General features: G+C 45.4%; 15 protein-coding genes. 9 read left to right on the top strand and 6 right to left on the bottom strand.

Annotated elements, in window-relative coordinates; genetic code table 11:
- Position 1 precedes the first annotated feature (1 nt).
- The 9 genes from hisB (at position 2) to O3W44_RS19085 (ending at position 7,798) form a co-directional block, all read left to right on the top strand.
- On the top strand, positions 2-1,069 hold the full coding sequence (gene hisB, locus O3W44_RS19125) for a bifunctional histidinol-phosphatase/imidazoleglycerol-phosphate dehydratase HisB (protein ID WP_269294287.1): 1,068 nt from the start codon (positions 2-4) through the stop codon (positions 1,067-1,069).
- Positions 1,069-1,659, top strand: coding sequence for an imidazole glycerol phosphate synthase subunit HisH (gene hisH, locus O3W44_RS19120; protein ID WP_269294286.1), 591 nt, complete (start codon positions 1,069-1,071; stop codon positions 1,657-1,659). Before hisB ends, hisH begins: the two co-directional genes overlap by 1 nt.
- Positions 1,659-2,396: a 1-(5-phosphoribosyl)-5-[(5-phosphoribosylamino)methylideneamino]imidazole-4-carboxamide isomerase gene (gene hisA / locus O3W44_RS19115; protein WP_269294285.1), complete on the top strand. Its 738-nt coding sequence runs from the start codon at positions 1,659-1,661 to the stop codon at positions 2,394-2,396. The genes hisH and hisA overlap by 1 nt, the downstream gene beginning before the upstream one ends.
- The gene (gene hisF, locus O3W44_RS19110) at positions 2,378-3,154 is read left to right on the top strand and encodes an imidazole glycerol phosphate synthase subunit HisF (RefSeq protein ID WP_269294284.1); all 777 of its coding nucleotides are present in this window, start codon (positions 2,378-2,380) and stop codon (positions 3,152-3,154) included. The genes hisA and hisF overlap by 19 nt, the downstream gene beginning before the upstream one ends.
- Positions 3,148-3,759 (top strand): bifunctional phosphoribosyl-AMP cyclohydrolase/phosphoribosyl-ATP diphosphatase HisIE, encoded by a 612-nt coding sequence (gene hisIE / locus O3W44_RS19105; protein WP_269294283.1) that lies wholly within the window; start codon positions 3,148-3,150, stop codon positions 3,757-3,759. Before hisF ends, hisIE begins: the two co-directional genes overlap by 7 nt.
- Positions 3,760-3,843: 84 nt before the next feature.
- Positions 3,844-4,320, top strand: a complete 477-nt coding sequence (locus O3W44_RS19100; RefSeq protein ID WP_269294282.1) for a YbaK/prolyl-tRNA synthetase associated domain-containing protein — start codon at positions 3,844-3,846, stop codon at positions 4,318-4,320.
- A 65-nt stretch (positions 4,321-4,385) separates the two neighbouring features.
- Positions 4,386-5,195, top strand: a complete 810-nt coding sequence (locus O3W44_RS19095; protein ID WP_269294281.1) for an ABC transporter substrate-binding protein — start codon at positions 4,386-4,388, stop codon at positions 5,193-5,195.
- A gap of 109 nt (positions 5,196-5,304) precedes the next feature.
- On the top strand, positions 5,305-6,420 hold the full coding sequence (locus tag O3W44_RS19090; protein WP_269294279.1) for a succinylglutamate desuccinylase/aspartoacylase family protein: 1,116 nt from the start codon (positions 5,305-5,307) through the stop codon (positions 6,418-6,420).
- Positions 6,421-6,589: 169 nt separating this feature from the next.
- Positions 6,590-7,798, top strand: coding sequence for a sulfotransferase family 2 domain-containing protein (locus tag O3W44_RS19085; protein WP_269294278.1), 1,209 nt, complete (start codon positions 6,590-6,592; stop codon positions 7,796-7,798).
- 99 nt (positions 7,799-7,897) lie between these two features.
- Here O3W44_RS19085 and gndA read toward each other — a convergent pair whose 3' ends face one another.
- The 6 genes from gndA to O3W44_RS19055 all read right to left on the bottom strand — a co-directional run bounded on the left by gndA (position 7,898) and on the right by O3W44_RS19055 (position 13,306).
- Entirely contained in the window at positions 7,898-9,304 is a 1,407-nt protein-coding gene (gndA, locus tag O3W44_RS19080; RefSeq protein WP_269294277.1) for an NADP-dependent phosphogluconate dehydrogenase, read from the bottom strand.
- A 151-nt stretch (positions 9,305-9,455) separates the two neighbouring features.
- A complete protein-coding gene (locus O3W44_RS19075) occupies positions 9,456-10,226 on the bottom strand; it encodes an ABC transporter ATP-binding protein (protein WP_269294275.1) in 771 nt (256 codons plus the stop codon).
- Between the two features lie 8 nt (positions 10,227-10,234).
- Positions 10,235-11,035, bottom strand: a complete 801-nt coding sequence (locus O3W44_RS19070; RefSeq protein WP_269294274.1) for an ABC transporter permease — start codon at positions 11,033-11,035, stop codon at positions 10,235-10,237.
- Complete coding sequence (locus O3W44_RS19065; RefSeq protein WP_269294273.1) at positions 11,035-12,198, bottom strand: rhamnan synthesis F family protein; 1,164 nt, start codon at positions 12,196-12,198, stop codon at positions 11,035-11,037. The genes O3W44_RS19070 and O3W44_RS19065 overlap by 1 nt, the downstream gene beginning before the upstream one ends.
- A gap of 162 nt (positions 12,199-12,360) precedes the next feature.
- A complete protein-coding gene (locus O3W44_RS19060) occupies positions 12,361-12,804 on the bottom strand; it encodes a hypothetical protein (protein WP_269294272.1) in 444 nt (147 codons plus the stop codon).
- A gap of 4 nt (positions 12,805-12,808) precedes the next feature.
- Positions 12,809-13,306: a glycosyltransferase gene (locus O3W44_RS19055; protein ID WP_269294271.1), complete on the bottom strand. Its 498-nt coding sequence runs from the start codon at positions 13,304-13,306 to the stop codon at positions 12,809-12,811.
- Between the last annotated feature and the right edge of the window lie 21 nt (positions 13,307-13,327).

The raw sequence follows: 13,327 nt of genomic DNA, 5'->3' as shown, positions 1-13,327 counted from the left end.
CATGAGCCAGAAGACCCTTTTTATTGACCGCGACGGCACCATTATTTCTGAACCACCTGCTGATTTTCAGGTGGATCGTATGGATAAGCTGGCGTTTGAACCTAATGTGATTCCAACGCTGCTGGCGCTGCAAACGGCGGGTTATCGTCTGGTGATGATCACGAATCAGGACGGGTTAGGCACGTCCAGCTTCCCGCAGGCTGATTTCGACGGCCCGCACACTCTGATGATGCAGATTTTAACCTCACAAGGCATTCAGTTTGACGATATCCTGATCTGCCCTCATATGCCTGACGACAACTGTGATTGCCGCAAGCCGAAAACCAAAATGGTAGAAGCCTGGCTGGCCGAAGGCGCGATTGATGTGGCTAACAGCTACGTCATTGGCGATCGCCTGACGGATGTGCAACTGGCGCAAAACATGGGCATTCAGCCGATTCGCTATGGTGCGGAGGGTGAAGACTGGAATGCGATCCTGCAGCGCCTGACTAAACGCGACCGCTACGCACTGGTGAATCGCAACACCAAAGAGACGCAGGTTAAAGTTGAAGTGTGGCTGGACCGTGAAGGCAACAGCAAAATCAATACTGGCGTCGGCTTCTTCGATCACATGCTTGACCAGATTGCAGTTCACGGCGGTTTTCGCATGAATATTGAGGTGAAAGGCGATCTCTATATTGACGACCATCACACCGTAGAAGATACCGGTCTGGCGCTGGGCGAGGCGTTGTTAAAAGCATTAGGCGACAAACGCGGCATTGGCCGTTTCGGCTTTGTTCTGCCGATGGATGAGTGTCTGGCACGCTGTGCACTGGATATCTCTGGTCGTCCGCATATTGAATTCAAAGCTGAGTTTAACTACCAGCGCGTTGGCGATCTCAGCACCGAAATGGTTGAGCACTTTTTCAGTTCGCTCTCCTACAGCATGATGAGCACGCTGCATCTGAAAACCAAAGGTAAAAACGATCATCATCGCGTTGAGAGCCTGTTTAAAGCCTTTGGTCGTACCTTGCGCCAGGCGATTCGCGTTGATGGCAACACCCTGCCGAGTTCGAAAGGAGTGCTGTGATGAATGTGGTGATCCTTGATACCGGCTGCGCCAACCTGTCGTCGGTAAAGTGGGCTATTGAGCGTCTTGGTTATACACCTGACGTCAGCCGCGATCCCGATGTGGTGCTGCGCGCCGATAAGCTGTTTTTACCCGGCGTGGGTACCGCGCAGGCTGCGATGAATCAACTGGAAGAGCGCGATCTGATTGAACTGGTCAAAGCCTGCACACAGCCAGTGCTGGGCATCTGCCTCGGTATGCAATTGCTGGGCCGTGGTAGCGATGAAAGCGGCGGTATTTCCACGCTGGGCATAATCGATGAGCCGGTCTCACTGATGGATACGCAAGGCTTGCCTCTGCCGCACATGGGCTGGAACCAGATTACCGCTAAAGCCGGTAATCATCTGTTCCGCGACATTGCTGAAGACAGCTATTTTTACTTCGTCCACAGTTATGCGATGCCGGTTAATGCCTGCACTATCGCGCAGTGTCACTACGGTCTGCCGTTCACTGCTGCGGTGCAGAAAGATAATTTCTTCGGTGTGCAATTCCACCCGGAACGCTCTGGCAAAGCGGGCGCGCAGTTGCTGAAAAACTTCCTGGAGATGTAATGATTATCCCTGCGTTAGATTTGATTGACGGTAAAGTGGTTCGCCTGCATCAGGGCGATTACGGTCAGCAGCGCGATTACGGCAGCGATCCGCTGCCGCGCCTGCAAGATTACGCCAGCCAGGGCGCAACAGTGCTGCATCTGGTGGATTTAACCGGCGCAAAAGATCCGGCAAAGCGCCAGATTTCGCTGCTGCAAACGTTGTTGACTGGCGTTGACGCTATCGTACAAGTGGGTGGCGGTATTCGCACCCGTGATGACGTCAAGGCGCTGTTAGATGCCGGTGCCAGCCGTGTGGTGGTAGGCTCCACGGCGGTAACGCAGCCGGAAGAAGTGAAGCGTTGGTTTAATGAGTTCGGGGCTGATGCCATTGTGCTGGCACTGGATGTACGCATTGACGCTGATAATCGTAAAGAAGTGGCGATCAGCGGCTGGCAGGAAGCCGCAGGCGTGACGCTGGAAGAAGTCATTGCGCAGTTTCAGCCGGTTGGCCTGAAGCATGTGCTGTGCACTGATATTTCACGCGATGGCACGCTGAGCGGCTCTAACGTTGCGCTGTATCAGGAAGTGACTGCACGTTATCCAGCGATTGACTTTCAGTCTTCCGGTGGCATTGGTGAACTGAACGATATCGCCGCGCTGCGCGGCAGTGGCGTGCAGGGTGTGATCGTTGGACGCGCGCTGCTTGAAGGTAAATTTACAGTTTCGGAGGCAATCGCATGCTGGCAAAACGGATAATTCCCTGTCTCGACGTGCGTGACGGTCAGGTAGTCAAAGGCGTTCAGTTTCGTAATCACGAAATCATTGGCGACATCGTGCCACTGGCGCAACGTTACGCTGAAGAAGGTGCCGACGAACTGGTGTTTTACGATATTACCGCCTCCTCTGACGGGCGCGTCGTCGACAAAAGCTGGGTATCGCGCGTGGCGGAAGTGATCGATATCCCTTTCTGTGTAGCAGGCGGTATCAAAACGCCGGAAGACGCGGCGCGCATTCTTGAATTTGGTGCAGATAAAATTTCCATCAACTCGCCCGCTTTGGCCGATCCCACTCTGATTACCCGCCTGGCCGATCGCTTTGGTGTGCAGTGCATTGTGGTGGGTATTGATACCTGGTTCGATGAAGCCAGCGGTAAATACCACGTCAACCAGTATACCGGCGACGAGTCGCGCACCCGCGTAACGAAATGGGAAACCGTTGACTGGGTGCAGGAAGTTCAGAAGCTGGGCGCAGGTGAAATCGTCCTGAATATGATGAACCAGGACGGCGTTCGCAATGGCTATGATCTGGTACAACTGAAAAAAGTCCGTGATGTCTGCAAAGTGCCACTGATTGCCTCTGGCGGTGCCGGCACTATGCAGCACTTCTTCGACGCATTTGAGCAAGCCAATGTTGATGGTGCGCTGGCAGCGTCGGTGTTTCACAAACAAATTATTAATATCGGTGAGCTGAAAAGCTTCCTGATCGACAAGGGTGTGGAGATTCGCGCGTGTTAACTGAACAACAACTGGCCCAGCTTGACTGGGACAAAACGCAAGGCATGATGCCGGTTATCGTCCAGCACTGCGTTTCAGGTGAAGTGCTGATGCACGGTTACATGAATCAGGAAGCTCTGGCCAAAACCCTACACGAGGGCAATGTCACCTTTTTCTCACGGACCAAAAGTCGTTTGTGGACCAAAGGCGAAACCTCTGGCAACTTCCTGAAAGTTGTCAGTATCACGCCCGATTGCGATAACGATACGCTGCTGGTATTAGCAAATCCGATTGGCCCAACCTGTCACCGCGGCACATCAAGCTGCTTCTCGCCTGCGGCCCCAGACTGGACTTTCCTGTACCAGCTGGAACAGCTGCTGGCCGAACGCAAGCATGCCGATCCGGACAGCTCCTATACCGCTAAACTTTACGCCAGTGGCACCAAACGCATCGCACAAAAAGTGGGTGAAGAAGGCGTTGAAACGGCGCTGGCAGCCACGGTGAACGATCGCCATGAACTCACCAATGAGGCATCAGACTTAATCTATCACCTGCTGGTGTTATTACAGGATCAGGATCTGGACCTCAGTACCATCATCGCAAACCTCCGTTCCCGCCATAAGTAAACGGTGCAATATGCTGCTCAAAATTGTGCTGAAATGGCCATTTTGAGCAGCATGCTTCTCAAACGCCTTATTCCGGGAGATTCAATGACAACCCATGAAAAGCTCATCGCTCTGCTTGACCAGCATCAGGCGCGTTATCGACTCATGCAACATGAAGCGACGGGGAAATGTGAAGCGGTAGCAGCAATTCGCGGTACGCAGGTTGGGCAAGGGGCTAAGGCATTAGTGTGTCATGTGAAAGGCAACGGCGTGAAGCAGCATGTCCTGGCAGTATTGCCTGCCGATCAACAGGCTGACCTCAGCAAAGTAGCAGAAGCCGTCGGTGGACGTCGCGCATCGCTTGCCAGCCCGGCAGAAGTTGATGCATTAACAGGCTGCGTATTTGGCGCGATTCCTCCTTTTAGTTTCCATCCGGCCCTGAAGCTGCTTGTTGATCCTTTGCTGTTCGAACGCTTTGATGAGATTGCCTTTAACGCCGGATTGCTTGATCGCTCAGTCATCGTCAATACGCACGATTATCGTGCGCTGTGTAATGCTAACGTCGTGAAAATAATCCAGTAATTGCCATAACGCCAGGTGAAAGGTACTCTCAGTTCTACACATCACGACAAAAGAAGAACTTTACTATGGCACGTTTTTTCACTCCCAAAACCCTTTCAACGCGTTTGCGTCAGACGCTGCTACTGGCAATGATGGCCGGCAGTGCTTTCACTGCGCAGGCGAAAATTGAGCAGGTGCGCTTTGCCGTTGACCCCACCTATCCGCCTTTTGAATCGAAAACGCCACAAGGTAAGCTGGTGGGTTTTGATATCGATCTGGGGAATGCACTTTGTGAACAGATACAGGCTAAATGCGTGTGGGTCGAAAGCCAGTTTGACGGCATGATTCCCGCCCTGAAAGCACGTAAATTTGATGCCATTCTGTCTGATATGGGCATCACCGAAGAGCGACTGAAGCAGATCGACTTCACCGTGCCGCTGTACGATACCAAAACCCAACTGATTGCCCGTAAAGGAGCTAATATTCTGCCCACCGCAGAATCGCTGAAAGGCAAAACCGTAGGCGTAGAGCAAGGCACAGTACAGGAGCGTTATGCACTGGCGAAATGGCAGCCGTACGGCGTAACCGTTGTTCCTTATGGCGATCAGGCGCAGGTTGAAAGTGATTTGATTTCTGGCCGCCTCGATGCCGTCTTTACTGATGCTGCTCAGGCAGCCATGGGGTTCCTGAAACATCCGCAAGGCAAAGATTTCGAGCTGGCTGGCCCTACCGTGCAGGATCCTATCATCGGGCCGGGTACCGCTATCGGTTTGCGTAAGGGAGACAGTGAATTAAAAACCGCCCTTGACAGTGCCTTTGGTGAAATCAAAAAGAATGGCACCTTCGATAAGCTTCAGAAAAAATATTTCGCGACGGATATCTCTATTCAGCAATAACCTCACAGGCGGTATTTATGCCGCCTGGCGTAATCCAGCACTATAATTTCATTCTCTGCTTAATTTAAGGACGACAGGTTACTCGTCTGCTGCCGATGACAGGACAGATATGCATCAACAACATCATCCTCTGCTAAGCGCCTCGTTGGGCACACAACGCGAAATTATCAGCTTCCACTTTGGCGAAGACAATAAGCGTCAGGTTTATATTCAGGCGGCCCTGCATGGCGATGAACTGCCCGGTATGGCGGTCGCCTGGTTTCTGAAAAAGCGCCTCCAGGCGCTGGAATGTGCTGGTCAGTTGAAAGCTGCGTTTACGCTGGTGCCGGTAGCAAACCCTCTGGCGCTGGGTCAGCACTGGCATGGCACCCATCTTGGACGTTTCCATACCCTTTCTGGCCAGGATTTTAATCGCAAGTTCCCTTCCCTGGGCGAGATTCTGGCAACGAAAGTGGCTCACTCTTTAACACAAAACGAGTCAGATAATAAGCAAATCATTCGTGAAGCGATTGATCGCCATTATCGCGACACCATTGCTAAAACGGAATTAGAGGCCCAACGTTTTACCCTGATGCGCATGGCCAGTCAGGCTGATTTAATGATTGACCTGCACTGTGACTGGGAAGCGTTACCGCATCTCTATACGACGCCTCACGCCTGGCCTGATATTGAACCGCTGGCGCGCTGGCTGGGAAGTGAAGTGCAGTTACTGGCGCAGATTTCGGGCGGTGAGCCCTTTGATGAAGCATGCTGCGAACCCTGGCTGACGCTGGCAGAACGTTTTGGTAAAGAATATCCCATGCCGCGTGGCCTGCTGCCGGTAACGCTTGAACTGCGCGGTGTACGTGACGTGTCACCTGAACAAGCTGAAAAAGATGCTGATGCGATTATCCAGGCGCTGGTTGAAGGCGGTTATATTGCGGGTGAAGCTGGCGAAGCGCCAGCTTTGATTAACCCGGCAACGCCACTGGCTGGCTGTGAGTATATCCACGCGCCACATTCAGGCCTGATTCTTTATCGCCAGGCGTTAGGGGCATGGGTAAAAGCGGGAGAAGTTGTCGCGGAAATTATCGATCCCATTACCGATCAGATTACGCCACTGATCGCTGAGTTTGGCGGCGTTGTTTACGCCCGACACTGGGTGCGGTTTGCAACGGCAGGTATGCTGGTAGTAAGGCTGGCAGGAGAAAATGCGAAGCGCGCAGGCTCCCTTTTAGTGGAATAAAGGTTAATCGCATAAGAGATCGCTTTTCAAGTTCAGGCTATTCGCTTAAAGAATGACCTGAACTTGTTATTAGGAATTATCTGTTTTACTAAAATAAAGCAACTTTTTAACAGTACCGGAAAAAAGGCTTTGTTAACCTCATTGTTATTTTTATAAATGAGCTAACATTATGTCTGAAAAAGATTACAGCCCAATTCCTGAAAACTTTGATGAAAAACTCTATTTGGCGCTCAATCCAGATGTGCGACTCGCAGGCATGGATGCGAAAGAACATTACCAGAAGTACGGAAGATCAGAACAGCGCCCTTACCAGACAGCTTTTTCCCATCTACATTGTTTGCCCGAAGATTTCAATTCACTGGTTTATTTAGCATTAAATCCAGATGTGAAAAACTCAGGAATGAACGCGGCGGAACATTATCTTCAATATGGCATTAATGAAAAGCGTTGCTATAGCGTGCCGGGTGTCGCTCCGCTCCCGGACGACTTTGATCCTGAACTTTATCGAGAAATGTATAGCGATATCGTTTTAAGCAATAGCGATCCTGTTTTGCATTACTTAAAATATGGCAGAAGCGAGGGCAGGATCTATAACTTCAACTTCCATGGAAAACGCGCCCCTGACACCAAACCTATTTTTTTCCTGCACATTCCTAAAACTGCGGGCTCGTCGTTTAATAAGTATGTTTCGGAGAAAATGGTTTGCGTAGAGCACATTGAAAGTAAACCTGCAATTTACACAGAAGTTGATAAAAACATCGCTGACTTCGACTTTGTTTCTGCACATATTGATTATAAAAACCCACTTTCAATTATTCGAAACTCTTCGTGGTTTCGATTTACTTTTTTGCGTGACCCCATCGCACAGACTGTTTCCCATTTAAAATGGGTTCGTTCATTTGGCACAGATGAACGTGCGCATGAGCGTCATATTTATACAGAGGAAGAAAACGCATTATTTGCTCGCTTACAGTCCGTCACTCTAAATGATGTCGATACTCTGAATGTATTATTTGAAAGCTGTGCGCAGTTCAGAAAATATTTTGATAATTGCCAGGTGCGTTATTTGTCTAATGCTGATAATGATCGAATTGATGAGCAGGATTTTATTAGAGCCATAAGCAATACAAAGTCACTTGATTATATCGCTTTTTGCGAAACTGCCGCTGAAGACTCTTTGGCTATATTAAACGCTGCAGGCTGGCAAACTAATCCAGATGCGTTCCCTGTTACTAACCTCTCTCCCAGCAAGGAAATGCCTGATTTTTCCAATACTGAAATACTTGCTTTTTATCAGAAATTAACGCGCTACGATCAAAGGCTTTACGACATGTTTAAGCAGTTAAGAAAAAGTAATTTAAGCGAAGGCGAAGGCTAAAACTTGAATAAGGAACAGGAAGGGAAAATCATACTGGCAAAAGAATAAAAAACTGGTGAGAAAATAAAGCCACCCGCAAGTTTGCAGGTGGCTTTTTTATTAATCCAACCACTCGGTGTGGAATACACCGTCTTTGTCGATGCGCTTATAGGTATGCGCGCCGAAGTAGTCACGCTGTGCCTGAATCAGGTTTGCAGGCAGTACCGCTGAACGATAGCTGTCATAGTAAGCAATCGCTGCGGAGAAGGTTGGCGTTGGGATACCATTCTGTACCGCATAAGCGACAACATCACGCAGCGCCTGCTGATATTCATCAGCGATGTTTTTGAAGTAAGGCGCTAACAGCAGGTTTGCAATATTGGCGTCTTCGGCATAAGCATCAGTGATTTTTTGCAGGAACTGAGCACGGATGATGCAGCCAGCACGGAAAATCTTAGCGATCTCGCCGTAGTGCAGATCCCAGTTGTACTGCTCAGAAGCCGCCTTCAGCTGCGAGAAGCCCTGAGCGTAAGAAACGATTTTGCCCAGGTAAAGTGCGCGACGCACTTTTTCAATGAATTCAGCTTTGTCACCAGTAAAGGTTTTTGCTTCTGGGCCACTCAGCACTTTTGATGCAGCAACGCGCTGGGTTTTCAGTGAAGAGAGATAACGAGCAAAGACAGATTCGGTGATCAGTGACAATGGCTCACCCAGATCCAGAGAGCTCTGGCTGGTCCATTTACCGGTACCTTTGTTAGCGGCTTCGTCCAGGATGACATCAACCAGATAGTTGCCATCTTCATCTTTCTTAGTGAAGATATCTTTAGTGATGTCGATCAGGTAGCTGCTCAGCTCACCGTCGTTCCACTCACTGAAAGTTTTAGCAAGCTCTTCGTTGTCCAGACCCAAAGCGCCTTTCAGCAGAGAATATGCTTCTGCGATAAGCTGCATGTCGCCATATTCGATACCGTTGTGTACCATTTTTACATAGTGACCCGCGCCATCTGGGCCGATGTAAGTGACACAGGCTTCACCTTCTGCTCGTGCAGCAATTTTATCCAGGATTGGTGCAACCAATTCATAGGCTTCTTTCTGACCGCCAGGCATGATTGATGGGCCTTTCAGTGCGCCCTCTTCGCCGCCAGAAACGCCGGTACCAATGAAGTTAAAACCTTGCTCAGAAAGTTCTTTGTTACGACGGATAGTATCTTTGTAGAAGGTGTTACCACCATCAATCAGGATGTCGCCTTTATCGAGGTGTGGAGTCAGGGAAGCGATGGTTTTATCAGTGGCTTCACCCGCCTGCACCATCAGAAGAATGCGACGCGGTTTTTCCAGCGATTCAACGAAATCCTCAATGCTGTAATAAGGCGCGAGTTTCTTGCCCTGGTTCTCTGCGATGACTTCATCAGTCTTTTCACGAGAACGGTTGAAGATAGAAACAGTATAACCGCGGCTCTCAATATTAAGAGCCAAATTGCGGCCCATCACTGCCATACCTACAACGCCGATTTGTTGCTTGGACATTATATACTCCTGTCTGAGGTTCACTCGCCTGTCATCTGGACAAACGAACTAATGTGGCAAACATGTTAACTCATGAAACGCAAAAAAAGGTAGTGATTGATGCGATAGAAAGTAAACTCAGAAATAGCCAAACCGCATACTAATTACTCAATTATTGCGTCAAAGTATCCTCTTTTTTTGCATGACCTTTAAAATAGTGTGGCAATACATCATCAGGTTTACCGTCCATTTTAACTGTGCCATGCTCCAGCCAAAGAATACGTGTACAGGTTTTCTGTAAAAGTTCGTAACTATGGCTGGCGAGTATTAAAATTTTTGTGGAATTAATCAAATGTGTAAGACGATTTTCAGCTTTTTCTTTAAAACCTTCGTCTCCCACAGAAAGCCATTCATCCATTAGCAATATTTCTGGCGTAAAGATGGTTGATACACTAAAACCTAAACGCATTTGCATGCCAGAAGAATAGGTTCTAACCGGCATATCAATAAAATCACCTAAATCGGTAAACTCAATAATCTCTTCGATTTTACTGTTAATTTCACGCTTCTTTAGACCTAACAGTGCTCCGCGGATATAGATATTTTCACGTCCAGTAAACTCAGGATTGATGCCAAGCGATATTGAAATCAAAGAGCCGATGTCGCCTTTTATTATCGCCGTTCCACTTGTAGGGTGATAAACACGGCTAAACATACGTAGCAAGGTTGTTTTACCGGCTCCGTTATGTCCAATTAACCCTACTCTTTCTCCGTCATTAATTTCAAAATTCAGATTATTTAATGCTGACACAACAACTTTGCCATTGCTTTCGCCAACTTTTCCACCAGTAGCAAAATTAATAAACCCTTTCTTTATCGAACGGGCAGCAGCATTGAATATAGGAAATTCAATTCCTACATCCTGAAATTTAATACATGCCATATATATTCCTACACCCAGTACGGGACACGATACTTATATTTGCTAGTCATATAAGTTGAAAAACAAACACCTAAAACTGCCATAATGATAGCCGTATAATAACTAGCAGGGGCGGGAATTGTGCCCAACAATGGCGCACGGACTAATTCTATAAGATGATAAAGAGGATTGAAATTTAACAAAGCTTCACCTGTACGATGCGTTAATAATTTTGGCATCCAGATAACAGGTGTGAGATAAAATATTACTTGCATAATACTTAATACGATTTGCGTCATATCTCTGTAACGTGCACATACCAGAGAAAGTACCATTAATACCCATGAAAGATTAACTATAAGCAGTAAAAAACCAGGAACTGCTAACAGAGCTTCCCAGGCCAGGCCCTTACCTACAGCCAAAAGTACCAGCGGAAGTATTACAATATTATGCAGAAAAATAATTAAATTTTTCCAAATCACCCGAAGAACGTGAACATGAAGAGGAACAGGCAATTGTTTAATAATACCTTCTGAAGAAATTAAAGCATCGCATCCTTCAGTGATACTACTCAATAAGAAATTCCAGATTATGAGTCCTAACGTCAAAAAAGGGAGGAATTCTTTAACATCCGTTTTAAATAAATTCCCGAATACTAATCCCATTGTTGTGATCATAACAGCCATGCTGATTGTGATCCAAAACGGTCCCATTTTTGAGCGTTTATAACGCATGCGAATATCCTGACTTCCCATTACCCTAATGATATGGAAGTTACGGATAGCTGATATTAAATCATCTAAGCCTGGTGAGCTTTTCAAAAAATTCATTACAAAATTCCATGTTGATATGCCAAACGGTCAAGCCCCACCAAAAATCTGTCGCCACATAGCCGTGATGTCATTAATGTCATAAAATCATCTCTCTGAGACTCGTCAAGTTGATCTCTGAGTTTAATAATATCATTTAGATTACATACACAGCGGAAAATAAGATCCAGTTTAATAATAGGTAAACCAACGTGATGCAGTGCCAGACAGTTAATGTGTATTTGTGAACCTAAGGTAAATTCATCAAGATAAAGATATATTAGTCGTTGCTTAAGAATATGTAGATCAGGATTTTTCTCAATATTCTCTACTTCAAAAAATTTTATGACTTCCAAATAGTCAACATTTTTTAGCTCTTTTTCTTCGAGATCATAACTAAGATTGCTGCTTGGAAGTAAAGCTTTATTCTTTTCAAGAAAATTTAATTTAAATTCATATTTTTTGAAGTTTTCATTTTGCACGAAACGACTATAATACGATCGCAATACTTCATCATTTTTAAACAAAGAAGTGATACTTTGATTATACCACGCTCTTTCACCTTCACGGCGATAATAAAAGAAATGATTAAAGAAATTAGCATCATTTTTTAACTTATCTTCCATAAAGGAAATGTTAAATATTGATTTAAAATTTTGTTCTGAGCTAGCCAAAGATTTTAGTAACTTACTCAAAGCAAACTCGCCGCGCTTAATAACTAGTGGGCGTACATTAGATAGTTTGTAGCCATACCAATAGTTTTTAAAGCGTTCATTCCTGACAATATCACCATTTACAGAAATGCAAAATGAACCTAAATGATGGGAGTGTTGGCTGTTTTCAGTCGCGCCGAGTACTTCTGTTTTTGAATTAAAAAGCTCGTAGATAAACGCACTCAGATTTTTTAGTGAAAAGAATACACTATCATTAATAATCAACAATCTTTCGCAGCTGGTATCAATCTTATTTTCATAAATGTATTTCATTCCAGCCTGATAACTACCGAAATCCCTACCGAAATTTTCTCTTTCGATGTACACATCAACTAAAGAATCAGGATACTCTTCAGCTTTCAATTTCAATGTGTTTACGGCGATTACAAATATATTTTGTTCTTTAGCAACTTTCAGGAGTTCTTTTGTATCATTTCTTAAGGTGCTTTTTTCATACAGGGCTAGCAGCATAACTTTACCACCGTTGAAATCAGTGGTTTTAATAACATGTGTATACTTTTTAATTTTTTGCTATCGCGCCAAGATAGTAAACCAAAATAAATAAAAAGCATAACCTTGATGCATAATCTAAAAAAAACCTGAATAGCTCTCTTCATATTCCCCACCAAATTCCTATTTCAGCTTATTAAGTGCGCTCATAATCATGAAAATGAATGTTTCTAATTTATATTGCCTATACACTTTCGCATAAATAAAACTTTTCACTCTGAAAAATGCATTCGGACTGGAACAGCCTGAAAAGGTTTTGCATATCTTTTGATTTTCCAGAGTAAAATCTTCAATAAAAAATTTAATCCATCGATCATTAATTTTAGTCCAGCGTCTAAACTCTCCCGAGAACAATTTTTTTAGCCTATATACTTTTGAAAAAAAGTGATTATTGCTCCCAACCAGATTATTTTGATGCTGTCGATATAAAAGACCAGGTTGGGGATCGTAAATAATCACCCCACCCAATCCAGAACATAAAATATATAAAAACCAGTCATGCGATACGATTTCAATATCAGCGGGTATACTCTCGACACGTTTTTTTAAACTGTGATTAAAAAGCATTGTATTACCGCCAGCATAACTTTGTATTAGGGCATTTTTGAATGAAAATTCTTTTTTTAAACTGAGGCGAATAGCCTAAAGGCAACTCATTTTCATCGATTAGCTCAGTTCTGCCACCATATAACAACTCAGTTTGATTATCCCTTTTTGCATCATTAGCAATATTGAGAGCTCTTTCAAGTTTATCTTCCAACCAAATATCATCCTGATCGCAAAATGCATAATAAGGCGACTGAATTGATTTGTTTTTTAAGAGATGCAGAAAGTTTTGAGCAAAACCTTTATGAGGGCCTTGTAAAATATTTACTTTACCGGGAGGTAATTCCCTGGCAAAACTTTTGATTATTTCAAGTGTACGGTCAACTGAACCATCATCGGAAACATACAATACCCAGTTTTGATAAGTTTGAGCACGTATTGAATCGAGTTGTCGTTGAATGTACAGCTCTCCGTTATATGTACCTAACAGGATACTGACAGTGCCAAAATCGGAAGTTTTCACGTTTGCTTTGATATCATTTTG

Source organism: Pantoea sp. LMR881, assembly GCF_027157825.1.
Lineage (GTDB): Bacteria > Pseudomonadota > Gammaproteobacteria > Enterobacterales > Enterobacteriaceae > Pantoea > Pantoea haifensis.
The sequence above is the reverse complement of the archived record's forward strand: the minus strand, read 5'-3'. Positions and strand labels throughout refer to the sequence as shown.